This is a genomic window from Paraburkholderia fungorum (assembly GCF_902833645.1).
Lineage (GTDB): Bacteria > Pseudomonadota > Gammaproteobacteria > Burkholderiales > Burkholderiaceae > Paraburkholderia > Paraburkholderia fungorum.
In genome coordinates, this window is sequence record NZ_CADFGE010000010.1 from 181,886 (window position 1) to 206,651 (window position 24,766).

Genomic DNA, 24,766 nt, shown 5'->3' on the forward strand with positions numbered 1-24,766 from the left:
CGTACTGTAACTTTCGTAATCAATCGAAAAATAGACGGGTGGACTGTTACAGCGCCCGCAACGTAGGATCACGCATTCCCGTCGCGGGCGCGCACGCCCGGCTTACCGCTATCACCCTTTCGATAACGTCCCGCCGACCTGCCATGATGGCCCTTTGCGTTAACATCTCTGTCCCGCGCCTCGGGTAGCATCGCGCTGAACATTTGTGGCGCGTCCGCTGTCGAAACCGCCTGTCATGCCGCCTGCGTGCCGGCCCGCCGAACTGTCGCGGCGGCGCAATCGCATGAGCGGCTCACATCAAAGCCAGTCACCAGACCGAACCGATGGACGAACAACAAAAGTTTTCGGAAACCACACGCCCTGCCGCTCCGGCCTCCCAAGCCGGTTCCCAACCGTCCTCCACCGGCAAGCCTGCTGGCGCTCCGGGTCCGCTGCCGGCTTCAGCCAGAAGTCATCGCGGCCGCAATATCGCGCTGATCGTGGCGGCGCTGGTTATCCTCGGGGTCGTGTTGTGGCGCTGGCATCCGTGGGGCGCGCCCGGCGGCACGAACGCGGCGGGTGCAAGCGGTGCCCGTGGGGGACGCGGCGGCGCCGGTTTCGCCAACATGGCGCAGCCGGTTCACGTGGCAACCGCCACACAAGGTGAGATGCCGGTCGTACTGACCGCGCTCGGCACGGTCACGCCGCTCGCCAACGTCACGGTGCTGCCGCAGTTGAGCGGCGTGCTGCAGGACGTGTATTTCAAGGAAGGCCAGATGGTCAGGAAAGGCGACGTGCTCGCCCAGATCGACCCGCGCCCCTACCAGATCTCGCTGGAAAACGCGCAAGGCACCCTCGCGCGCGACCAGGCGCTGCTGCAAACCGCCCGCCTCGATCTAAAACGCTATCAGACGCTGCTCTCGCAAGACTCCATCGCGAGCCAGCAGGTCGATACGCAAGCCTCGCTGGTGCGGCAGTACGAAGGCACGGTGAAGTCCGACCAGGCGAACGTCGATACCTATAAGCTCGACCTCGTCTACGCGCGCATCACCGCGCCGGTGTCGGGGCGCGTCGGCTTGCGCCAGGTCGACCCGGGCAATTATGTAACGCCGAGCCTGACCAACGGCATCGTCGTCATTACGCAGTTGCAGCCGATCAGCGTGATCTTCACGACTTCCGAAGACAACCTGCAGCAGATTCTGCAGCAGACCCAGAACGGCGCGAAGCTCTCGGTCACCGCGTACGACCGCAGCAATACGACGTCGCTTGAAGGCGGTCAGCTCGAAACCCTGGATAACCAGATCGACACTACCACCGGCACGGTCAAGCTGCGCGCCATCTTCGCGAACGACAAGAACCTGTTGTTCCCGAATCAGTTCGTGAACACCCGTCTGCTGGTGAATACGATCAAGGACGCAGTGATCGTGCCGACGCCGGCCGTGCTGAACGGCTCGATGGGCCAGTTCGTGTACGTCGTGAAGCCGGACAACACGGTGACCGTGCGCCCGGTCAAGATAGGACCGGTGGACGGCGAGCGCACCAGCATCAAATCCGGCCTGCAAGTGGGCGAGCGCGTCGTGATCGACGGCTCGGACCGGCTGAAGGAAGGCGCGAAGATCACCATCCCGGCCGACCGGCCGCGCGGCGCGTCGGGTGCCCGCGGCGCCAGCGGCGCCAACGGAGCCGCGGCGGCATCGGGCGCCTCCGGCGCACGCGGGCATCATCGCAAACACGCGGCGCAAGCCTCGGAATAAAGGCACGACGACTCCTGCATGAATCCATCCCGCGCCTTTATTCTGCGCCCCGTCGGCACCGCGCTGCTGATGGCGGCAATCATGCTGGTCGGTCTCGTCGCGCTGCGCTTTTTGCCGCTCTCCGCGCTGCCCGAGGTCGACTATCCGACGATCCAGGTGCAGACCTTCTATCCGGGCGCGAGCCCGGACGTGATGACCTCGTCGGTCACCGCGCCGCTCGAACGGCAGTTCGGGCAGATGCCGTCGTTGAATCAGATGTCCTCGCAAAGCTCGGCCGGCTCGTCGATCATCACGCTGCAGTTCAGCCTCGATCTGCCGCTCGACATCGCCGAGCAGGAAGTCCAGGCGGCGATCAATGCCGCGGGCAACCTGCTGCCGTCCGACCTGCCCGCGCCGCCGATCTACGCGAAGGTCAATCCGGCCGACGCGCCGATCATCACGCTCGCGATCACCTCGAAGACGATGCCGCTCACGCAGGTGCAGGACCTGGCCGACACGCGTCTCGCGCAGAAAATCTCGCAGGTGGCGGGTGTGGGCCTGGTGAGCCTGTCGGGCGGTCAACGCCCGGCCGTGCGGATTCAGGCGAACCCGCGCGCGCTCGCCGCGTACGGTCTGAATCTGGACGATTTGCGCACCACGATTTCAAACCTGAACGTCAACACGCCGAAGGGCAACTTCGACGGTCCGACACGCAACTACACGATCAACGCGAACGATCAACTCACCGACGCCGACGCTTATAAGAGCGCCGTGGTCGCTTACAAGAACGGCCGCCCGGTCATGCTGACGGACGTCGCCAATATCGTGCAGGGCGCGGAGAACACCAAGCTCGGCGCATGGGTCGACAACACCCCGGCGATCATCCTGAACGTGCAGCGCCAGCCGGGCGCGAACGTGATCCAGGTGGTCGACAGCATCAAGGCGCTGCTGCCGCAACTGCAACAGTCGCTGCCCACCGCGCTCGAGGTGCAGATCGTTACCGACCGCACCACCACGATCCGCGCTTCCGTGCGCGACGTGCAGTTCGAATTGCTGATGTCGGTCGTGCTGGTGGTGCTGGTGATGTATCTGTTCCTCGCCAACATCTACGCCACCATCATCCCGAGCCTGTCGGTACCGCTGTCGCTGATCGGCACGCTCGCCGTGATGTATCTGTGCGGCTTCTCGCTGGACAACCTGTCGCTGATGGCGCTGACCATCGCAACCGGCTTCGTGGTCGACGACGCCATCGTGATGATCGAGAACATCGCGCGCTATGTCGAAGAAGGCGAGTCGCCGCTGGAGGCCGCGCTCAAGGGCTCGAAACAGATCGGCTTCACGATTATTTCGCTGACGGTCTCGCTGATCGCCGTGCTGATTCCGCTGCTCTTCATGGGCGACGTGGTCGGGCGTCTGTTCCACGAATTCGCGATTACGCTCGCCGTGACGATCGTGATTTCGGCCGTGGTCTCGCTCACGCTCGTGCCGATGATGTGCGCGAAACTCCTGCGCCACACGCCGCCACCTGAAAGCCACCGATTCGAAGCCAAGGCCCATCAGTTTATCGACTGGGTGATCGCCCGCTACGCGGTCGCGCTGACCTGGGTGCTGAACCGGCAACGCTCCACCCTGTTTGTCGCGTTGCTCACGCTGGTGCTGACCGGCGTGCTGTACGTATTCATTCCGAAGGGCTTCTTCCCGGTGCAGGACACCGGCGTGATCCAGGCGATCACGCAGGCGCCCCAATCGGTGTCGTATGCATCGATGGCCGAGCGCCAGCAGGAACTCGCCACGCAGATCCTGAAGAATCCGGACGTCGAAAGCCTCACCTCGTTTATCGGTGTGGACGGCAGCAACATCACGTTGAACAGCGGCCGCATGCTGATCAACCTGAAACCGCGCGACGACCGCAGCAACACCGCTAGCGAGGTGATCCGCCAGTTGCAGCAGGACGTCGCGCATATTCCGGGCGCCTCGCTGTACATGCAGCCGGTGCAGGATCTGACGATCGACTCCACGGTCAGCCCAACGCAGTACCAGTTCATGCTGACCGATCCGAACATCGGCGAATTCACCACGTGGGTGCCGAAGCTGATCGACCGGTTAAAGCAGTCGCCCGAACTGGCCGACGTAGCCACCGACCTCCAGGACAACGGCCAGTCGGTCTACATCGAAATCGACCGCGCCACCGCGTCGCGTTACGGCATCACACCCGCTACCGTGGACAGCGCGTTGTACGACGCGTTCGGCCAGCGCATCATCTCGACCATCTTCACGCAGTCGAACCAGTACCGCGTGATTCTCGAAGCGCAGCCTTCGATGCAGCACTACACGGAATCGCTGAATTCGATCTACCTGCCCTCTTCCACCTCGACGGGCGGCCAGGTGCCGTTGTCGTCGATCGCGAAGTTCATCGAGAAGCCCGCGCCGCTACTGGTCACGCACCTGAGCCAGTTCCCGGCCACGACCGTGTCGTTCAACCTCGCGCCCGGCTCCTCGCTTGGCGCGGCGGTCAAGGCGATTAGCCAGGCGGAGAAGGATATCGGCTTGCCGGCATCGTTCCAGACGCGCTTCCAGGGCGCGGCGCTGGCGTTCCAGGCGTCGCTGTCGAACGAACTGTTCCTGATCCTCGCGGCAATCGTCACGATGTATATCGTGCTCGGCGTGCTGTACGAAAGCTTCATTCACCCGATCACGATTCTCTCGACGCTGCCCTCGGCGGGCGTCGGCGCGCTGCTCGCGCTGCTGATTACCGGGCACGATCTGGACATCATCGGCATCATCGGTATCGTGCTGCTGATCGGTATCGTGAAGAAGAACGCCATCATGATGATCGACTTCGCGCTCTACGCCGAGCGCGAGGAAGGCAAGTCGCCGCGCGACGCCATCTATCAGGCCTGTCTGCTGCGCTTCCGGCCGATCCTGATGACCACGCTCGCCGCCCTGCTCGGCGCCCTGCCGCTGATGCTCGGCACCGGTGCGGGCTCGGAGCTGCGCCGCCCGCTCGGTATCGCGATTGCCGGCGGTCTGATCGTCAGCCAGTTGCTCACGCTGTTTACCACGCCGGTGATCTATCTCGGCTTCGACGCACTCGCGCGCCGCGTGCGCGAACGCTTCAATCGCGGCAATCCGGTGCCGCCCGCCACCGACGCGGGGAACTGAGCGATGAACCTGTCGCGTCCGTTTATCTCCCGGCCGGTCGCCACCACGCTGTTGGCGATCGGCATTGCGATGGCCGGCATTTTTGCGTTCACCAGGCTGCCGGTGGCGCCGCTGCCGCAGGTCGACTTCCCGACCATTTCGGTGCAGGCCAGCTTGCCGGGCGCGAGCCCGGACACCGTGGCGACCAGCGTCGCCAGTCCGCTTGAACGGCATCTAGGCTCGATCGCCGACGTCACCGAAATGACTTCGCAGAGCTCGGTCGGCTCGACGCGCATTACGTTGCAGTTCGGGCTGAACCGCGATATCGACGGCGCCGCGCGCGACGTGCAAGCGGCCATCAACGCCGCGCGCGCCGATCTGCCGGCGAGCCTGCGCAGCAATCCGACGTATCACAAGGTGAATCCGGCCGACGCGCCGATCCTGATTCTCGCGCTCACGTCGAAGACGTTGACCGCCGGCCAGTTGTACGATTCGGCGGCCACCGTGTTGCAGCAATCGCTGTCCCAGGTGGACGGTGTCGGCGAAGTGGACGTGAGCGGCTCGGCCAATCCGGCGGTGCGTGTCGAACTGGAACCGAATGCGCTGTCGCACTACGGGATCGGCCTCGAAGATGTGCGCGCGGCGCTCGCCGCCGCCAATGCGAACAGCCCGAAAGGCTCGATCGAGTTCGGCCCGAACCGCGTACAGATTTACACCAACGACCAGGCGAGCAAGGCCTCGCAATATAAGGATCTGGTCATCGCGTACCGTAACGGCGCAGCGGTGAAACTGTCCGATGTGGCCGAGGTGGTCGATTCGGTCGAAGATCTGCGCAACCTGGGCCTCTTCAACGGCAAGCGTTCGGTGCTGGTGATTCTGTACCGCCAGCCGGGCGCGAACATAATCGACACGATCGACCGAGTGATGGGCATGCTGCCGCAGTTGCATGCATCCTTGCCCGCCGACGTCGACATTGCGCCCGCCGCCGACCGCTCCACGACGATCCGCGCGTCGCTGAAGGACACCGAACGCACGCTGATGATCGCGGTGGCGCTGGTGGTGATGGTGGTGTTTCTGTTCCTGCGCAACTGGCGCGCCACGCTGATTCCGAGCGTGGCCGTGCCGATCTCGATCATCGGCACGTTCGGTGCGATGTATTTGCTGGGCTTCTCGATCGACAACCTCTCGCTGATGGCGTTGACGATCGCGACCGGCTTCGTGGTCGACGACGCGATCGTGGTGCTCGAAAACATCTCACGGCATATAGAAAACGGCGTGCCGCGCATGAGGGCCGCTTTCCTCGGCGCGCGCGAAGTCGGCTTCACGGTGCTGTCGATCAGTATCTCGCTGGTGGCCGTGTTCCTGCCGATTCTGCTGATGGGCGGGATTGTCGGGCGGTTGTTCCGCGAGTTCGCGCTGACGCTGTCGCTGGCGATCGGCGTGTCGCTGATCGTCTCGCTCACCTTGACGCCGATGATGTGTTCGCGCTTGCTGCGCGAGCCGCACGAGAAGAAAGAAGAAGGCCGCTTCGGGCGCTGGCTCGAACGCGGTTTCAGCGCGATGCAGCGTGGTTACGAGCGCACGCTTGGCTGGGCGCTGCTGCATCCGCGCCTGATCGTGACGATTCTGCTTGCGACTATCGGCCTGAACATCTGGCTGTACATCATTGTGCCGAAGGGCTTCTTTCCGCAGCAGGACACGGGGCGCCTGATCGGCGGCATCCAGGCTGACCAGAGCACGTCGTTCCAGGCGATGAAGGGCAAATTCTCGGAGATGATGGAGATTGTCGGCAAGAATCCCGCGGTGGACAGCGTGGCAGGTTTCACCGGCGGCCGGCAGACCAACTCCGGCTTCATGTTCGTGTCGCTCAAGCCGAAGAGCGAGCGCAAGCTGTCCGCCGACCAGGTGATTCAGCAACTGCGCGCGCCGCTCGGCGACGTCGCCGGTGCGCGGACCTTTCTGCAGGCCGTGCAGGACATTCGCGTGGGCGGCCGGCAGTCGAACGCGCAGTATCAGTTCACGCTGCTGGCCGATTCCACCCCTGATCTGTACAAGTGGGGGCCGAAGCTCACCGAGGCGTTGCAGGCGCGCCCCGAACTTGCGGACGTGAATTCCGATCAGCAGCAAGGCGGGCTCGAAGCGATGGTGACGATCGACCGCGCCACCGCAGCCCGCCTCGGCATCAAGCCGGCGCAGATCGACAACACCTTGTATGACGCGTTCGGCCAGCGCCAGGTGTCGACGATCTACAACCCGTTGAATCAGTATCACGTGGTGATGGAAGTGGCGCCGAAGTACTGGCAGAGCCCGGACATGCTGAAGCAGATTTACATCAGCACCTCGGGCGGCAGCGCGAGCGGCGCGCAGACCACCAATGCGCCGGCCGGCACGGTGACTGCGCAGCCAACCTCGAGCGCCACGAGCGCGACCACTGGCGGCACCGCGGGCACGACGGCATCGAGCGCGGCGAGCATTGCTGCCGACTCCGCGCGCAACCAGGCGATCAATTCGATTGCGGCGAGCGGGAAATCTAGCGCTTCGTCGGGCGCGGCGGTCTCGACGGCAAAGGAAACGATGGTGCCGTTGTCGGCGATTGCGAGCTTTGGGCCGGGCAATACGCCGTTGTCGGTGAATCACCAGAGCCAGTTCGTGGCCTCGACGATTTCGTTCAATCTGCCGCCGGGGGTGTCCTTATCGACAGCGACGCAGGCGATTTACGACACCATGGCGCAGATCGGCATGCCGGGGACGATTCACGGCAGTTTCCAGGGCACGGCTCAGGCGTTCCAGCAGTCGATGTCCGACCAGCCGATTCTGATTCTGGCCGCGTTGGCGGCGGTGTATATCGTGTTGGGGATGTTGTACGAGAGTTATATCCATCCGTTGACGATCTTGTCGACGCTGCCTTCTGCGGGTGTGGGGGCGTTGCTGGCTTTGTTGCTGTTCAGGACGGAGTTCAGCATCATCGCGTTGATCGGGGTGATCTTGCTGATCGGCATCGTGAAGAAAAACGCCATCATGATGGTGGACTTTGCGATTGAGGCCTCCCGGCAGGGGTTGTCGTCGCGGGATGCGATTTATCAGGCGTGTCTGCTGCGGTTCCGGCCGATCATGATGACGACCTGTGCCGCGTTGCTTGGGGCGTTGCCGTTGGCCTTCGGGCACGGGGAAGGGGCTGAACTGCGAGCGCCGTTGGGGATTGCGATTGTGGGTGGGTTGATTGTTAGTCAGATGCTGACGCTCTATACCACGCCGGTGGTGTATCTCTATATGGATCGGATTCGAGTGCGGTGGGAGAAGAGGAAGGGGCGCCGCGCTGGGATGGCGGCGGGTTAATGGTTTTGGTTTTGGGTTTTGGGTTTTGCCTGCCCGGCTGGGAGGGGCCTTCGCGGCGCTTTTTTTGTTGATCTGGGCTTTGGCGTTGTCTTGCTGTGTTCTTGTGGTCTGGCCTGGTGTTGGTCTTTTGGCCTTTCCTTGTTTTCTTATCGGTCTATTAGCGTTCCCCCTGTGCGGGGGGGCACCTACTTTTCTTTGCATGCCGCAAAGAAAAGTAGGCAAAAGAAAGCGGCTCACACCGCCAGCTCATAAGCGGGTCCCCCGCACAGCCACGGTAGTGGTGCATCTGGAATCCGTGCCCCCGCACACTCCGCGTTAGCGACAAGGCGCTCATCAGCTCCCACTCCGCACTGCGTGCGTCGCGGACGGGTCTGCCAGGGAAACCAGTGGGGTTAATTCGCGCAGCGGGAGCCATCGGCTTCGCCTCGGCGAGATGCCCCCGCTCTGATTGGCCAACCCCACTTCAATGAAATGGTGTGCGTCGCTTTTGCTCTTGCTTTGCGATCGCTGCCGCGGTGGCGCTTGCAGCCGTGAGGCAGCGACGAGTCAGGAACTGAGTAAATCGGGGGAGCAAAAACCTGGGGGCGGTTCTATGAACCGGGTATCGGCGCGCGCAGCGCCGCCGGAGGTATGACGCCCTTGTCACCAGCGCCGAATGTGCGAGGCCACAGATTCCAGATGCACCACTACCGCTACTGTGCGGCGGACCCGCTTAAGAACTAGCGGTTTGAGCCGCTTTCTTTTGCCTACTTTTCTTTGCGGCAGGCAAAGAAAAGTAGGTGCCGCCCCGCACAGGGGCAACGCTAATAGACCACTAACAAAGCAAGGAAAGGCCAACAGACCAACAACAGAACGGACCACTAACAAAGCAAGCAAAGGCCAAAGAGCCAGCCCAACAAAAAAAGCGCCGAGAAGGCCCCCAGCCGGGCAGGCAAAAAACCCAACCCTTAATTTCAAAGCCCCTGCCCAACAGCAAGCAAAAAAATCCGCCGCCACTGTTTAGCCTGTCGCTCGCCCAGCATGGGCAAAACCCAAACCCGATGCCTGGCATCTTTAACTGTCAAAGCGACCTGCCACTGAGCACCATGCCGCTGCACCTCGGCCCCCAGCAGATCGGCAAAAATATAGGCCCCCTGTTCGCCGCCAAGGCGAATCTCGCATAGCCGCTTCCCAGCAGCAAGCCGGACCGTCCCCCAGGTCCCTTTAATCTCATGAGTCCAATCGCCGTCGCGAATATTCGGCGCGACTTCCTTCCGACGCCGCCACCAGTAAACAACCGCAGCAATCAGAAGCAAAGCAACCAAAGCAGCAACCGCAACAGCCACGGCCAAACCCCAAGCCGCCTGCAAGGCATAAAACGCACGCACAGCCCCATACACCAGCGCGATCAGCGCAATGAACGCTACAAGAATCGGCATCGCAAACTCGCCAGGCAAAAAAATCAGCCTAGCACAGCCCACCTCAACTCCTCAGGCAAGAAACCATTGCGAAAAACGCACCGCCAAGCCAGGCCAAGTCAAGCCCAAACATCGCCCGACCCGGCCCAGCCCGGTCATCAAGGCTGTTTATGCGCCGCCGCCCAGTCCTTCACCGCCTTCAGCGTATTCTCGACATGCTTCTCCGGCGACAAGCTCGTGTACTCGTAAATGATCTTGCCATCCGGTGCGATCACGTATGACACGCGATTAGCCATCGAGCTAAACATCGGCATGCCGGCGTCATAGGCGCCAATCACCTTCGCATCGGCGTCGGCCGCCACCGGGAATTTGCTGCGGCATTCGCTCACCGAAAACTTCGTCAACGTATCAATGTTGTCGTGCGACACACCGATCACGGTCGCGCCATACTTCTTGTACTCGTCGACAGCCTCGGCAAACTCGTGCGCTTCGATCGTGCAACCTTTCGTGAAAGCCGCCGGGTAGAAATACAGCACCACCGGCCCTTTCTTCAGTTCGTCAGCCAGCGAATAACTGTAAGTGTTGCCGCCGAGCGATGCCTGCGCGGTAAATTGCGGCGCGGTATCGCCCGGCTTGAGCGTGGCCGAAGCCGTCAGCGAATGCACTGCGAATCCCACGGACAGGACGGCGGCAAACACCGTCGGTATGAGCTTCCTCTTCATCTGCGATCCCTCGAAATGTTAGTGCACATGGGCGCGTGGCCGACATCATCTGCCGGAGGCCGAGGCGTTTGGCCAGACCCAGCAATCTTCACACGCTATTGGACCACGTACACACTAGGTACGTCAGAATCCCCGAAAAGGATGCATCAGGCCGCTTCGTCAATATGCGCGCCGAACCACGCCGCAGCGGACAGGTTCAGCTCGGCCAGCACCTCGGGCGTGAGCGCCGCGAAACCTGGCGGCGCATCCGGTCCGGCCGCGATCGAGGCGGCATCGCCCCCCTCGCCGGCCGTCTCGGCAATCCGCAACAAGGTGCCCAGCGCGCCGCCGCGCGTGACGATCGCTTCGCGAATCTGCGGCGCGAGGCCGAGTTTCTCGAGAACCGCCGCGGGCGTGCTACCGACCACCACGTGAACCAGCGAAAAAATGCCGGTCATGAAAGCGGCATCGGCAAACTCGTCATCGCCCGGGCGCAGCCAGCCGGCGGCCAACTCCATCAGGCGCGAACGCGTACCGGCCAGTTGCACCAGCGGGTCGGCGCGCCACGGCAGCTCGCCGCTGTCCGCGTACAGCAGCAGTTGCGCCCAGCGGGCAATCTGCCGCGTGCCGGTCGCAAGGATGGCTTCGCGCAGCGAGGCAATATTGCGCCCCAGCCCGAACGCGCTCGAATTGACGAGGCGCAGCAACTGCACTACCACGCTCGGGTTCAGCTTGAGCTCGGCTTCGAGTTCGAGAATCCCGGCATCGCGCGACAGCAGCGCCAGCAAACGCAGCAGGCCTGGCCGCGGCGAGCGGTTGCGCGGCGCGCTCAGCACCTGCGGCCGGGCGAAAAAGTACCCCTGGAACAGATCGAAGCCAAGCTCTCGAGCCAGCGCAAAGTCTTCGCGCGTCTCGACCTTTTCCGCGATCAGTGTCTTGCCATGGCTGCGTATCGTCGAGGCCAGCCGGGCCAGCACGGACCGCTCGGCCTGTAGAAAATCGATCTTGACGATGTCGGCGTACGGCAGCGCGGCCAGCAGCTCGTCGGACAGCTCGCAGACATCGTCGAGCGCCACCTGGAAGCCCGCGCGGCGCAATTCGGTCAGCCGGCGCCCGAGCTGCGCATCGAACTGGACGGTTTCCAGGATCTCGAGCACAAAGCGCTCGGGCGGCATCAAATGGACAATGTCGTTAAAGAGCAGCGCGCGGTCGATGTTGACGAAGCCGCGGTGCTGGCCCAGCACGGCCGCCACGCCAATCCCGCCGATCGCGCGCGCTACCACCTGCGCGGTTGCCTGAGCGTCGTCGCTGACCTCGGCATAGTTATGCGCGCTGGCTCGAAACAGCAATTCATAAGCGTTGAGCGCGCCATCGCGATCGAGAATCGGCTGGCGGCCCAGATAAACAAACTGTGCGGCGGACGCCGGGTCGGCGTCTTCGGCACCCTGCTCAAGCACCTCGACGTGCCGGGGCATGGCCCCGGCAAAGTGACGTTCAGACATGGCTCATCGGTGCAAGTATTCGGAAAGCTACGCAGCGACGTCTCAGCCGGCACTGCACAACGGGTTTGCCGTATTAACGGACGCCAAGCCGTTGCACTTTAACCGAATCGCTGCCGCCACGACGGCGCCCGCGCCGCCGCTTCCTTACCGTTTGTTTTTTGTAGCGAGCGCTAAAGATTTCCCGCCGCGGGTCGTTATCTTGTTCTGATGGGGCGGCCTGATACCTCTTGACCGCCCGGACACGGTGGGCGGCGAGCCGCACCGCCTGCAGACGAACACAGGTTGCCAGCGACAAACATGGAAGCGAACAGGATCACCGCGCCCCGCCGGGGCTCCTTGCGAACGGTCATCGACCGGTTTCGCGCGCTCGGCCGACGCGCCTACGGCAAGCCGGAGCCACGCGCAAGCCGCACGGCGCAACTGGAACAGGTGGTCGGCGCCGTCGACCTGCTGGCGCACATCGACGAAGAACTGCGCTTCCTCTACGTTTCCGACGCCAGCCTGCGCTTCATCGGCTATCACCGGGAATACCTCGAGACCATCACGCTGCACGATCTCGTGGCGCCCGCCGACGTGGCGCGCCTCGACGCGCTGCTGACGCGCGCCACGGCCACGGGGAACGTCGAGAAAACCACGCTCGGCCTGATCAAGTCGCTGACCTATCCGATCACGGTCGAGCTGCGGGTGGTGCGCAGCAACCACGACGGCATCGACGGCTACGCGATCGCCGGTTTCGACGTGTCCGCCTGGCGCGCCACCGAGGAGCGCCTGACCCAGGCATTGCACCTGGACCGCCTGACCAACCTGGCCAATCAGTCGGCGCTGATCCCCGCGCTGCTCGACGCGCAACAGCAGGCCGACGCCCACGGCACACCGGCCGCCCTGCTGCTGCTCGACCTCGACGACTATCAGCGCGTGAACCGCGCGCTCGGCTACGATGCCGGCGACGAGATGCTGCGCGATACCGCGCGGCGCCTATTGAATATGACGAACCCGAACGAGACGGTGGCGCGAGTGGCCAGCGACGAGTTCGCGATCCTCGTGAAGCCGGCCGCGAGCCGCACGGACGCGGCCGCCGCGGCCGAAGCGCTGGCGCGCCGCCTGTTGACCGCGATCCAGCAGCCGTATGTCTTTAGCGGTCAGCAGGTGCATCTGTCGGCGAGCATCGGCATTGCACTCTACCCCGACGTGCGGCACGCCAACGACACCGCCGCGCACGACACGCACCTGCTGCGCTGGGCCGACCATGCGCTGCTGCAGGCCAAGGCCGCCGGCGGCAACACGCTTGCCTTCTACGTACCGGACGACAATCCCGCCGACGCGGAGCGCCTGAAGCTGGAAGCCGACCTTTACGACGGCGTGCGCAACGGCGAGTTCTCGCTGCATTTCCAGCCGATCACGAGCAGCCGCACGCATGGCGTGGTCGGCGTCGAAGCGCTGATCCGCTGGCTGCACCCCGTGCACGGCCTGGTGCCGCCGTCGATGTTCATCCCGCTCGCGGAGTCGATCGGCCTGATCAACTTTCTCGGCAACTGGGTATTGAAGGTCGCCTGCATGCAGTTGATCCAGTGGGATGCACGCGGCATCAGCTTGCAATACGTGGCCGTCAACGTGTCGCCGCAACAGTTCCGCGATCCACGCTTCAAAGACGCCGTGCGCGAAGCGATCGAGCTGACGGGCATCGATCCGCGCCGGCTCGTGTTCGAGATCACCGAAAGCCTGCTGATGCATGACCCTGCTCACGCCAAGGGTTTGCTCGAAGAATTGACGGCGATGGGCATCCGCTTTGCAGTCGACGACTTCGGTACCGGCTATTCGAGTCTGGCTTACCTGCAACGATTCCCCTTGGCCAAACTCAAGATCGACAGGAGTTTTGTCGAGAATCTGCTAACCTCCCGGAACGATCAGGCAATCGTTAGCGCGGTCGTCGGACTCGCACAGACACTCGATCTCGAACTGGTCGCCGAGGGCGTCGAAACGGAAGCCCAGCGCGCGCTGCTCACCGAGATGGGTTGCGACCACATACAGGGGTGGCTCGTGTGCAAGGCGTTGCCGTCCGACGAGCTCGCGCAGCGATTCGAAACGCGCACGCTGCACCTGCACACCGCATAGCGATGCAGACAGCACGCGTGTGCAGCGCAAGATGCCGGCCTGATGCCGGCGTGGCATTCTTTGGAACATGTATGGCTTTTGCGGGACTCACATGGTAAAGGCGGCGGTGCTCGACCGGCTCTGGACGCGAATGAGCGAGCGCGGCGATTTCCCCATGCTGTCGCAGTCGTTGCGCACCACCATGGCGGCGATGAACAACGACGACCTCGACTTCACCGGCCTCGTGCAGGTCGTCTTGTCGGACTTCGCCCTGACGCAAAAAGTGCTGCGGCTCGCCAACTCGGCCATGTACATGGCGTTCGGCGGCAACATCACCACCGTGTCGCGCGCCCTGATGGTGCTCGGCATGGACGCGGTCGGCCATCTGGTGGTCGGCCTGAAAATCGTCGATCACTTTCATCACAGCGCGCCACGCCGCATCGACGCGAAACTCGAATTGAACCGCACGCTGCTGTCGGGCTGCGTCGCGCGCAAGCTGACCGAGCGCGGCGATCTGCGCGCCGGCGAGGAAGCCGTGGTCTGCACGCTGATGCGCCAGATCGGCAAGCTGCTGGTGGTGTTCTATCTCGACGCGGAGTGGGATCAGATCCGCCGCCATATCGACGACGGCGCACTCGAAGCCGATGCCTGCGTGCTGGTGCTCGGCGTCACGTTCGAGGAAATCGGCGCCGAAGCCGCGGTGCGCTGGCGCCTGCCCGACATGATCCGCTCCGGCATGGGCGAGTTCGACCCGCTGGATGTCGAACAGCCGCGCCAGGTGCAGTGGCTGCGCGCCATCACCAACTATTCGACGGCGGTCGCCGACGTGCTGACCCAGCAGAACATGCCGGACTGGGAGCGCGAAGAACGCATCGCCGAACTGGCGCGGCAATACAGCTACGCACTGAATACCGATCCGGACGTGCTGCATCAGATGAGCGTCGCGCTCGCCCGCGAAGAAGGCGGCGACGGCGTGATGCGCGAGATCGTGGAGTTGCGCGCCAATGCGGACGCGATCGCGCGCGAGGCGCTCGATCCGCAAGCGCGCATCGCGGCGGGTGTGGGCGATCTGCGCGGCCTGCCCGACAGCAGCCCGCTCGCGCCGGCGCTGGCCCTGGCCGCGGAAACCGTGCTGGCGGCGCTCGGTTTTGCGCGCACTGTCGTGTTCGTCAAACACAGCAACGGTACGTTCAAGGCGCGCCTCGGGCTCGGTCCGAAGATCGACGCGGCGATGCCGAAGCTGTCGTTCAATACCGCGTTCGAGCCCGACGTGTTTCATCTGGCGATCGCCAACTCGGTGGGCATCTTCATCGAGAACGCGCGCGACCCGAAGATGGTGGCGCGCTTACCCGAATGGTTCCGACGTTCGTTCGACGATGCCCGCGCCTTCGTACTCTTGCCGGTAGTCGACGAAACCGATCAGACAGTGGCGCTGCTTTACGGCGACTGGTCGCATGCTCACGAGCCTCGACGAATATCGCAGAAGGAAATGAGCGCGTTGAATGAGCTGGCGAGGGAGTTAGGACGTTTTTTCGGCCTGGGGCAGATGCAGGAAATGGAGACGATGTGAAGACGTGGCGTGATCGTTGATCACGGTGCTTCACTCTCACCGGTTTTGTATTTGCCCTACGTCGCGACGCTCAGATGTGGGAAGTGTAAAGGCCGGCATGCGCAGCATGCCAGTCTCTGAACTCAATCTTCAATCCTCGATCCGCTCCAGACCGTCGGCGCTGTGATCCCCGACGCCGGCCCAGGCTCCGGACGCGAGACCAAGCACCGCGATCTCTTCCACCGTCAACGGTTGCAAACGCGCGCTCAAGGCTTCGAGCTCGTCCCACGCGCCGCGCTCGAGCGCTTCGACCGCGCTCAGCAACAAGCCCAGCACGCCCTGCCGATGCAGAATGCCCGCCTGGATCGGCCGCGACAGCGTCAACACATTCAGCGTGCTTTCGAGCGAACCGCCGAACACCGCATCGACAAACGAAAACACGCCGGTCAGAAACGCCGCATCGGCTTCGTCGCGCCCGGCTTCGGGCAAGCGCTCGATCGCCAGCTCCATGAACCGCGCACGGGTTGCCGCGAGTTGCAGCAGAGGATCGTCTTCCAACGCCACCTTGCGGCCGTCCGCATACAACAGCAACTGGGTCCAGCGCGCGATCCGGTTCGTGCCGGTTGCGTTGATCGCTTCGCGCAGTGTCGTGACCTTGTGGCCAACTGCCAGTCCGCTCGAATTCGCCAGCTTCATCAGATGCATGACCAGCACCGGGTTCAACTTGAGTTCGGCTTCGAGTTGCGCGACGGTCGGGTCGCCCGACAGGAGCTGCAGCAAATTCAGCAAGGCATGGCGCGGTGCACTGACACGCCGCGTTGTCGAAGTCTGAGCCCGCGCGAAGAAGTAGCCCTGAAAACGGTCGAAACCCATACCGTGCGCGGCTTCAAAATCGGCTTGCAAATCGAGGCCCTGCGCGATCAGCAACTTGCCCGCCGATTTGAGCACGCTCGTCAATTTGGGCAACAGTGCCGGCGACGCGTGCGTGAAATCGATCTTCACGACTTCCGCGTAGGGCAGCAGTTTGGCAAATGTTTCATCGGGCTGCATCACTTCGTCGAGTACGAAGCGATAGCGCCGGCCGTGCAACTGGACAATGCGCGCAATCAGTTCATCGTCGACGTGCATGGACGGCGACAATTCAAACATGAAGCGCTCAGCGGGCAGGTGCAGAATCGAATCGTCGAACAGCATCTCGCGGCTTACATCCACGTAAGCTGGATGCCCGGTGAGCGCACTACGCACATTGCTGTGCAGCAGACCGCGCAGTACGGCGCGCGCCACGCGTTGCGCCGGCTCGGGCGCGCGGCCTGGCAAGCCATCGGCGGCCGCGGCCGGATCGGCGCCATGGGCCGCCGCCGCGTCGGGTTCGTCGGCCGCGGGCAGATCCGGTGCGCGCACCTTGATTTCATAGCCGCACAGCATGCCGTCACGATTCAGAATCGGCTGCCGCGCGAAGCTGGCGTTCAATTGCGCATCGTCCGAAGCCCTCGCCTGCCTCGGATTCTCGATTGCGATGCTGGTCATTCTGCTCCCCCGCAAAGCGCCGCCCCGGCGCTTACTGCTGTATTTTGGTTTTCGCTGCACCCATTGCGCACATCCACAACCTGAAGCCCTTTGGGTACGCGGTACGCCCGGCGATTTTAGCGCAGGCCATCGCGCGCGGACATGTCAACGCCGCAATATCTCGAAATAATTGGAAGTCATTGAGCGCCCGTCTCGCTGAAGGCCGGGGCAGAATCGACGATACTCTTGTGCAGTGCAAAAGCGTTCGATCACGTGCACCACTTTGCCGCAGTCCCGCCTCTAACCACCAAGGAAAATCATGGACGTCAAAAGCGTGCTGTCAAATGCCTTCGCGATGCCGATCACGAGCCCGGCATTTCCGATGGGGCCATATCGTTTCATCGACCGGGAATTCCTGATCATTACCTACCGTACCGATCCGGACAAACTGCGCGCCGTGGTGCCCGAACCGCTCGAGATCGGCGAGCCGCTGGTGCATTACGAATTCATTCGCATGCCGGATTCGACCGGTTTTGGCGACTACACGGAAAGCGGTCAGGTGATCCCGGTGTCGTACAACGGGGTGGCGGGCAGCTACACGCTGGCCATGTATCTGGACGACCACCCGCCGATCGCCGGTGGCCGCGAACTGTGGGGGTTTCCGAAGAAACTAGCCTCGCCGGTGCTCGAAGTGCACACCGACACACTCGTCGGCACGCTCGATTACGGCCCGGTGCGCATTGCCACCGGCACAATGGGCTACAAGCATCGGCAACTGGATCTCGCGCAACAACAGAAACGCCTCGAAGCGCCGAACTTCCTGCTGAAGGTGATTCCGCACGTCGACGGCACACCGCGTATTTGCGAGCTGGTGCGCTACTACCTGCAGGACATCACCCTGAAGGGTGCATGGACGGGTCCCGCGTCGCTCGAACTGGCGCCGCATGCGCTGGCGCCGGTCGCCGAATTGCCTGTCCTCGAAATCGTCGAGGCCCGGCATCTTCTGGCCGATCTGACGCTCGGACTCGGTGAGGTCGCGTTCGATTATCTCGATCAGCCGAAGGCTAACCTTCGCTGACCGGCTGCGGCGCCACCGCATACGTGGCGCTCCAGATGCAAACGGCCGCATCAGCGGCCGTTTGCATCTCATGTGTGCATCTTATTCACTCAGTTCGCTCGATTCACACGCTTTACTTCAACACCACCTTCACATCGAAGTACTTGGCGGCGAAGCGGTCGATCGTGCCGTCGGCCTTCAGTTCCTTGAGCGCCTGGTTCAACGCGTCCTTCAACGCCTTGTCGCCCTTGCGGATGCCGAAGCCCACACCCGCGCCGAGCAGCTTCTCATCGGTGACGGGCGGGCCGGCGAATTCGAAGCCCGCGCCTTGCGGCTTCTTCAGGAAGCCCTTCGAGGCCGCTTCCGCGTCCTGGAACGCGGCGTCCAGACGACCCGATGCGAGGTCGGCGTAAATCTGATCCTGCGTCTGATACGGCACGACGTCGACACCCGCCGGCGCCCAGCGCGCCTTCGCGTAGGCTTCCTGAATCGTGCCTTGCAGTACGCCGACGTGCTTGCCCTTGAGCGAGGCCGGCGTAGGCAGCAGACCGCTGCCCTTCTTCGCGATCATCTGATTCGGGATCGTGTAGATCGGATCGGTGAAATCGATGGCCTGACGGCGCTGTTCCGTGATCGTCATGTCCGAGTTGATCGCGTTGAACTTGCGCGCTTCCAGTGCCGGAATCAGGCCGTCAAACGAATTCTCGACCCATACGCATTTCGCCTTCAGCTTTGCGCAGACAGCATTGCCGACGTCGATATCGAAACCTTGCAACTCGCCCGACGGCGACTTCGATTCGAACGGCGCATACGACGCCTCGACACCGAAGCGCACTTCCTTGATATCCGCCGCGGATGCGACGCCTGCCGTTACCGTTGCCGTCGCGAACAGCGCGAGCGCGGCCATGTTTCGCCAATTGATCTTCATTACGGGTGTTCCTCTACGGTATTGAATAAGACGAAGCCGAATCCGGGCCAGCATGATTGCCGCGCCAAAAATACGATTCAAACTCCAGCGGCCGCTGTGGTGCAGCGCAACAGCCGCGCGGGCGGGATTGTACAGGCTTCCCAATGCACGCCTGGCAGGCGCTTGGGCCCGCGCCTCGTTTGACGGAAGCGTCATGCCGCGCGTAAAGGCGCAATTACGTGTCGCGTTCAGGCAAAAAAATACCCTTGCGCACGCGCTCAGCGCGCCCCGTCGCCGGCAACGAAATCGTCTTCGAGCCGCCGCGAAAGATGCGTGTAGACCGCCGCGACATGCGGCAGATGACGCGATTCAGGATGCGCGAGCACCCAGACCTGCGATTCGGCTTCGTCGAGCGGCGGCGTCAGTTGTACGAGATCGTCCCGGTCGCGGGCGAGAAAGGTCGGGAAGATGCCGACGCCAAAGCCGCGCACCACCATCTCGAACACCGCCATCACGCTATTGGTCTTGTAACGCGGTTCGACCGCGGGGCAATGACGCTTGCGCCACAGGATCGATGGATGATCGCCGAGCGAGCCGTCGGGGGTCACCCAGTCGCAGCGCGACAGCGCATCGGCGTCGCTTGCGTGAATGCCGCTCGCCTTCGCGGCGAACACCGCGATACGCAGCGGGCCGACATGTTTGCCCACCAGATGATCCGGTGCGCGCCGGGTGGCGCGCACGGCAATGTCCGCGTCGCGTTTGGTCAGGCTCGCGAGACTGTTGGTGGCCGTCAACTCGAATGACAACGCCGGATGCAGTGCCGCGAAATCGAGCAATGCGGGCAGCACGAGGCCATAGAGCACGGTGTCGGTAGTCGTGACGTGAACACTGCCGGACACGCGGTCGCTGCTCGCCTGCACGGTCGAGCGCGCCGCCGCCAGTTCGCTTTCGATGCGTTCGGCATGGCGCGCCAGTTGCGCGCCAAGCGGTGTCGCGCGATAGCCGCTGCGCGAACGCTCGAACAAACGCTGACCCAGTCCGCGTTCAATCCGTTGCACGGAGCGAAAAATCGTCGACGCATCGATGCCCAGACGCAGCGCGGCTTCCGCCAGCGTGCCGGCGCGCACCAGGGCAAGGATGGTCTGGGTATCTGCCGAGGTCAGTTCGTATTGCGTTTTTGCACGCATGGTTTGGCAAGCCGCCTGTTTATTCTGAATGCGATCCGCGCTACTTTTACCACATCGACTTGTCGGCCGACGAGCCTTGCCACCGGCGCCTGCCGGCACTTCACTCTCGTTTTTAGCGGTGACACCATGAAACTCTACTATTCGCCGGGCGCCTGCTCGCTGGCCGTTCACATTGCATTGCGCGAAGCCGGGCTCGATTTCGAAACGGTCAAGGTCAACCTGCAAACGCACAAGCTCGCAAACGGCGACGATTACTACGCGATCTCGCCGCGCGGCTATGTGCCCCTCGTCGAATTCGCCGACGGCTCACGCCACACCGAAGGCGCGGCGCTGCTGCAGCACATTGCCGATCTCGCGCCGGAGCGTGGTCTATTGCCGGCCGCGGGCTCGCCGCAACGGCTCGCGGCAGTCGCATGGCTCACCTATATCAGCACGGAATTGCACAAGACGTTCAGCCCGTGGCTATGGCATCAGGAGACCGCCGATTCGACCAAGGCCGAATGCCGCGGGAAGCTCGCCACCCGCTTCGATGAACTCGAGCGCGTGCTTACCGAACGCGATTATCTGAACGGACAGTACTCGGTTGCCGACGCGTACGCGTTCACAGTGCTGAGCTGGGCGCGGATGCTCTCCATCGATCTGGGCGCGTATCCGCATCTGAACGCCTATCTGGCGCGCGTCGCAGCGCGGCCGAAAGTGCGTGAAGCGATGGTGGCGGAAGGTTTGATGAAGGCGGACGCGGCTTAAGCGTGCCCTTGCGCATGGGATGAAACGTTGCGCGCCTTCGGTGCGCAACGTTTCATCCACGAAGCGCCGTCAGACAAGACCGGACAGCGTCTCCTGCGTCGTCTCGACCACCATCAAGCCGGCACGCAAGCCCGGCTTGACCGTCGCGTTCGGAAACACGATGCGTTCCTCGTCGCGACTCACGACATAGCGATAATCGCCGTCACAGGCGAGTACAGTGCCTTTCACAAACGGCGTGAAGTTCGGCACGTCCGCGGCCACCCGCAATTCGAACGCGTCGCTCTGCTTGGTAATCTGATCGATTACCGTAAAAGCACGCGGCAGTGCCGCATCCGGATGATTCCCTGCAATGCTGGTGCCCGCGAGCAGATGGCGCAGCGCTTCGTCCGCACCGGCAAAACGCGTCAGATCGTTCTGGCCGAACGGACGCACCTTGCCGAGTTCCAGCGTACACGTCTCGGCGCCGCATGCATGCGCGGTGAAATGCGAGTAAGTGTTGCCCTTGGTCGTATGAAGCAGCACCGCGCTGATGCGCGCCTCGCCGAGCCACTCGAACATGGCACGCGAAAACGGCATGCCCGTGTGCGGCAGTAACGCGAACTGCTCGAATGCCGACGCGCGGATTGCCGTGTGCATGTCGATATGCCAGCGCGCGCCGCGTTCGGCCGATGCTGCGGCGAAGAACTGCGTCGCCGCGCGTTCCAATGCCGCCGCGCGCGGCGCTTCGTGGCTGTCCGGCAACTGCGCATGCCGTCCGCTGAAGAGGCGGTTTAGATCGTCGTCGCGATACCGGCACGCGTCGCGCATGGCGTCGACGTTGCCGAGAATCACCAGCAGGCGGCAGGTCAGCGCGGCGCTGCCTTGCGCGATGTCGCGCACGAGATACGAAAGTAATTCGATCGGCGCGGTCTCGTCGCCATGCACGCCGGCGGAAGCGAGCACGCTGCGCACGCCCTTCTCCAGCGCCGTGGGTTCGAGTTGCAGAACGCCGTCGTCGAGCCACGACCAGCGCACGCCGCCGTTCGCGCATACGCCCTGCGTTTCCTGCGCGCCGGGGCGCGTGCCCGCCAGTGTGTAGGCAAGGAAATCGTCGAGCATCGCAAACCGCATGCCGTGCTCAGCGCTGGAAGTCATACAGCGAACCCAGGCCGAGAATCTGCGTCAGTTCGTCGAGCGCGGTGCGCGATTCGGCGAGCAGTTGCGGATCGGTCAGATCGGTCGGTGCGAGACGATCGCGATAGTGCTTCTCGATCCACGTATCGAGCCGGCCGAACAACTTGTCGTTGATCCACACGCCAGGCGTCACCGCCGCGCGTTCCGCCTCGTTCAGCACCACGCGCAGACGCAGACACGCCGGACCGCCGCCGTTCTTCATGCTTTCACGCAGATCGAACACGAGCACGTCGTCGATCGGACCGGTGTGCGAGGTCAGATCGTCGAGATACGCGGCGACACGCGGGTTCTCGCGGCATTCCTGCGGCACGACCAGCACCTGCTTGCCGTCCGGGCGGGTCAGCAACTGGCTGTTGAACAGGTACGACGTCACGGCATCGGATACGCTCACCTGCGCGTCCGGCACTTCGATCACGTTGAACCCGGCCTTCAGTCCGGCGAGTTTGGTGCGCAGTTCGTCGTACACCGCGTTCTGCTCGACGAACGCGAGCTGGTGGCAGAACAGCGTGTTGCGATTGCCGACCGCGATCACGTCGTTGTGGAACACGCCCGCGTCGATCACATCGGGATTCTGCTGCGCGTACACCGTGGCCGCTTCTTCCAGACCGTGACGCTGCGCGACCGCGCGGCTCGCCTCGAAGGTCTGACGCGCCGGGAAACGCTTCGGCTCCGGTCCACGGCGATATTCGCTACGGCCGTACACGAAGAATTCGACACCACGTGTGCCATATTCCGAGCAAAAGCGCGTATGGTTCGCGGCGCCTTCGTCGCCGAGCGCCGGTGTCCCGGGCAGGGCCTCGTGCACCGCGAAACGATCGGAGTCGCTAAAAATCGCGCGCAAAGTGCGGCGGGTCGATTCGTGCTCGATCGCGCGGTGCAGCTTGCTGCACAGATTGGCCGGCGTGAAATGCACGCGGCCGTCGTGCGTATCGGCCGACGGACTCACCGTCGCCGCATTCGCGGTCCACATCGCTGACGCCGAACTCGCCGCGGCCAGCAATTCGGGCGCGTCTTTGGCCACGCGTGCGATCACCGTCGCGTCGTCGCCCGAAAAACCGAGTTCGCGCAACAGGCGCATCGACGGACGCTCCTGCGGCGGCAACACGCCTTGATGAAAGCCGAGATCGGCCAATTGCTTCATCTTGCGCAGGCCCTGCTTGGCGGCGGCCTTCGGATTCGCAATCGACTTCTCGTTGTTCTGCGACGCGACATTGCCGAACGAGAGCCCTGCGTAATTGTGGGTCGGGCCGACGAGACCGTCGAAATTGGCTTCAGTGGCTTGCATCGTCGATCCTTAGAATTGAAGGCCCGGCGAGACGCTCGCGGGCATTTGCAGTTGCGCGCTTTCGACGGAGGCCATCGGATACGCGCAGTAGTCGGCCGCGTAGAACGCGCTCGGCCGGTGATTGCCCGAACGTCCCGGCCCACCGAACGGCGCGCCCGACGACGCGCCATTGGTCGGACGGTTCCAGTTGACGATGCCCGCGCGGATGGTGCGCTGGAAATGCGTCCACAGCGCTTCGTCGTCGGCGAGCAGGCCGGCGGAGAGGCCGAACTCGGTATCGTTGGCTTTTTCGAGCGCTTCGTTGAACGTGCTGTAGCGAATGATCTGCGCCAACGGTCCGAAATGTTCTTCGTCCGGCAGGTTCTTCACGTTCGTGACGTCGAGAATCGCAGGCGTGACGAAGCCCAGTTTCGGATCGCGCTGCTCCATCTTCAGGAGTGCCTTCGCGCCGTCGGCGAGCAAACGCTCCTGCGCCGCAACCAGACGCGAGGCCGCCCGCGCGGAAATCACCGCGCCCATGAACGGCTGTGGATCGGCGTTGTATTCGCCGACGCCGATACGCGAGGTCACTTCGATCAGGCGTTCTACAAAGCGGTCGCCGAACGCGTCATTCGGTACGAAAATGCGGCGCGCGCAGGTGCAGCGCTGCCCTGCCGACAGAAACGCCGATTGAATCGTGTGATGCACGGCGGCGTCGACATCGGCCACGGGTCCGATCACGAGCGGATTGTTGCCACCCATCTCCAACGCCAGGACGATCTCCGGACGGCCGCCGAATTGCTTGTGCAGCAATGTTCCGGTATCCGAACTACCCGTGAAGAACAGGCCGTCGATCTGCCGATGATTGGCAAGCGCAATGCCCGTCTCTTTCTCGCCCTGCACGAGGTTCAGCACGCCGGCGGGCAAGCCCGCGTCGCGCCAGATCTGCACCGTGAGCGCCGCCACGGCTGGCGCCAGTTCCGACGGCTTGAACACCACCGCGTTACCCGCGATCAGTGCCGGGACGATATGCCCGTTCGGCAAGTGCCCAGGGAAGTTATACGGCCCGAACACCGCGACCACCCCATGCGGACGATGCCGAAGCACGGCGGTGCCGTCAGCCATCGGCGAACGTTTTTCGCCGGTGCGCTCGTTGTACGACTGAATCGAGATCTCGACCTTCGCCGCCATCGAAGCCGCTTCGGTACGGGCTTCCCACAGCGGCTTACCCGTCTCGCGGCCAATCGCTTCGGCCAACGCTTCCTTGCGTTCCGTCACAAGCGCAGCAAAACGGCGCACCACGCCGCAACGCTCGTCGAGACTCAATGCCGACCATGCCGCGAATGCACGGCGTGCGCTGCGCACAGCACGATCGACGTCGTCCGCCGAGGCGCTATTGCCTTCCCACACCGCCGCGCCCGTACCCGGGTTGCGCGACGCGAATGCGGGTCCTGTGCCGGCGGCCCATTCGCCGTCGATGAAAAGCTCGCTCATGA

At 63.3% G+C, this 24,766-nt stretch carries 16 protein-coding genes; 7 read left to right on the forward strand and 9 right to left on the reverse strand.

Translation table 11 applies throughout. From position 1 onward, the window contains the following. Nucleotides 1-323: 323 nt before the first annotated feature. The 3 genes from HWX91_RS27865 to HWX91_RS27875 are packed head-to-tail and all read left to right on the forward strand — an operon-like array spanning nucleotide 324 to nucleotide 8,189. Nucleotides 324-1,733, forward strand: a complete 1,410-nt coding sequence (locus HWX91_RS27865; protein ID WP_082094258.1) for an MdtA/MuxA family multidrug efflux RND transporter periplasmic adaptor subunit — start codon at nucleotides 324-326, stop codon at nucleotides 1,731-1,733. Nucleotides 1,734-1,751: 18 nt separating this feature from the next. Beyond that, complete coding sequence (locus HWX91_RS27870) at nucleotides 1,752-4,874, forward strand: MdtB/MuxB family multidrug efflux RND transporter permease subunit (RefSeq protein ID WP_102857400.1); 3,123 nt, start codon at nucleotides 1,752-1,754, stop codon at nucleotides 4,872-4,874. A 3-nt stretch (nucleotides 4,875-4,877) separates the two neighbouring features. Next, nucleotides 4,878-8,189: an efflux RND transporter permease subunit gene (locus tag HWX91_RS27875; RefSeq protein WP_102857399.1), complete on the forward strand. Its 3,312-nt coding sequence runs from the start codon at nucleotides 4,878-4,880 to the stop codon at nucleotides 8,187-8,189. Nucleotides 8,190-9,142: 953 nt separating this feature from the next. Here HWX91_RS27875 and HWX91_RS27880 read toward each other — a convergent pair. From HWX91_RS27880 to HWX91_RS27890, 3 genes are all read right to left on the reverse strand, one after another. Further along, on the reverse strand, nucleotides 9,143-9,607 hold the full coding sequence (locus HWX91_RS27880) for a hypothetical protein (protein WP_102857487.1): 465 nt from the start codon (nucleotides 9,605-9,607) through the stop codon (nucleotides 9,143-9,145). 137 nt (nucleotides 9,608-9,744) lie between these two features. Further along, the gene (locus tag HWX91_RS27885) at nucleotides 9,745-10,308 is read right to left on the reverse strand and encodes a peroxiredoxin (RefSeq protein WP_046565823.1); all 564 of its coding nucleotides are present in this window, start codon (nucleotides 10,306-10,308) and stop codon (nucleotides 9,745-9,747) included. Nucleotides 10,309-10,454: 146 nt separating this feature from the next. After that, nucleotides 10,455-11,789: an EAL and HDOD domain-containing protein gene (locus HWX91_RS27890; RefSeq protein WP_046565824.1), complete on the reverse strand. Its 1,335-nt coding sequence runs from the start codon at nucleotides 11,787-11,789 to the stop codon at nucleotides 10,455-10,457. Between the two features lie 297 nt (nucleotides 11,790-12,086). On the opposite strand from HWX91_RS27890, the gene HWX91_RS27895 reads away from it, so the two are divergent. Both HWX91_RS27895 and HWX91_RS27900 read left to right on the forward strand, forming a co-directional pair. Continuing rightward, nucleotides 12,087-13,901, forward strand: coding sequence for a putative bifunctional diguanylate cyclase/phosphodiesterase (locus HWX91_RS27895; RefSeq protein WP_102857398.1), 1,815 nt, complete (start codon nucleotides 12,087-12,089; stop codon nucleotides 13,899-13,901). Nucleotides 13,902-13,992: 91 nt separating this feature from the next. Then, a complete protein-coding gene (locus HWX91_RS27900; RefSeq protein WP_030102594.1) occupies nucleotides 13,993-15,450 on the forward strand; it encodes an HDOD domain-containing protein in 1,458 nt (485 codons plus the stop codon). Nucleotides 15,451-15,579: 129 nt separating this feature from the next. On the opposite strand, the gene HWX91_RS27905 is transcribed toward HWX91_RS27900, so the two are convergent. Next, the gene (locus tag HWX91_RS27905) at nucleotides 15,580-16,956 is read right to left on the reverse strand and encodes an EAL and HDOD domain-containing protein (RefSeq protein WP_102857397.1); all 1,377 of its coding nucleotides are present in this window, start codon (nucleotides 16,954-16,956) and stop codon (nucleotides 15,580-15,582) included. Nucleotides 16,957-17,254: 298 nt separating this feature from the next. Here HWX91_RS27905 and HWX91_RS27910 point away from each other — a divergent pair, with 298 nt between their 5' ends. Next, on the forward strand, nucleotides 17,255-18,013 hold the full coding sequence (locus HWX91_RS27910; RefSeq protein ID WP_030102592.1) for an acetoacetate decarboxylase: 759 nt from the start codon (nucleotides 17,255-17,257) through the stop codon (nucleotides 18,011-18,013). Nucleotides 18,014-18,125: 112 nt separating this feature from the next. Here the strand turns inward: HWX91_RS27910 and HWX91_RS27915 are convergent, their stop codons facing one another. Then, nucleotides 18,126-18,920, reverse strand: a complete 795-nt coding sequence (locus HWX91_RS27915; RefSeq protein WP_046565831.1) for an ABC transporter substrate-binding protein — start codon at nucleotides 18,918-18,920, stop codon at nucleotides 18,126-18,128. 257 nt (nucleotides 18,921-19,177) lie between these two features. Further along, a complete protein-coding gene (locus HWX91_RS27920; RefSeq protein WP_102857396.1) occupies nucleotides 19,178-20,086 on the reverse strand; it encodes a LysR family transcriptional regulator in 909 nt (302 codons plus the stop codon). A 126-nt stretch (nucleotides 20,087-20,212) separates the two neighbouring features. On the opposite strand from HWX91_RS27920, the gene gstA reads away from it, so the two are divergent. Continuing rightward, entirely contained in the window at nucleotides 20,213-20,833 is a 621-nt protein-coding gene (gene gstA / locus HWX91_RS27925; protein ID WP_102857395.1) for a glutathione transferase GstA, read from the forward strand. A 69-nt stretch (nucleotides 20,834-20,902) separates the two neighbouring features. Here gstA and astE read toward each other — a convergent pair whose 3' ends face one another. Genes astE through astD form a run of 3 tightly spaced genes read right to left on the reverse strand, consistent with a single transcriptional unit; the run spans nucleotide 20,903 to nucleotide 24,764 of the window. Beyond that, entirely contained in the window at nucleotides 20,903-21,967 is a 1,065-nt protein-coding gene (astE, locus tag HWX91_RS27930; protein WP_244144151.1) for a succinylglutamate desuccinylase, read from the reverse strand. Next, nucleotides 21,951-23,291 carry an N-succinylarginine dihydrolase gene (gene astB, locus HWX91_RS27935; protein WP_102857393.1) on the reverse strand — a complete coding sequence of 447 codons (1,341 nt, stop codon included), beginning with the start codon at nucleotides 23,289-23,291 and terminating at the stop codon, nucleotides 21,951-21,953. The genes astE and astB overlap by 17 nt, the downstream gene beginning before the upstream one ends. Before the next feature lie 9 nt (nucleotides 23,292-23,300). Next, the gene (astD, locus tag HWX91_RS27940) at nucleotides 23,301-24,764 is read right to left on the reverse strand and encodes a succinylglutamate-semialdehyde dehydrogenase (protein WP_102857486.1); all 1,464 of its coding nucleotides are present in this window, start codon (nucleotides 24,762-24,764) and stop codon (nucleotides 23,301-23,303) included. Nucleotides 24,765-24,766 lie beyond the last annotated feature (2 nt).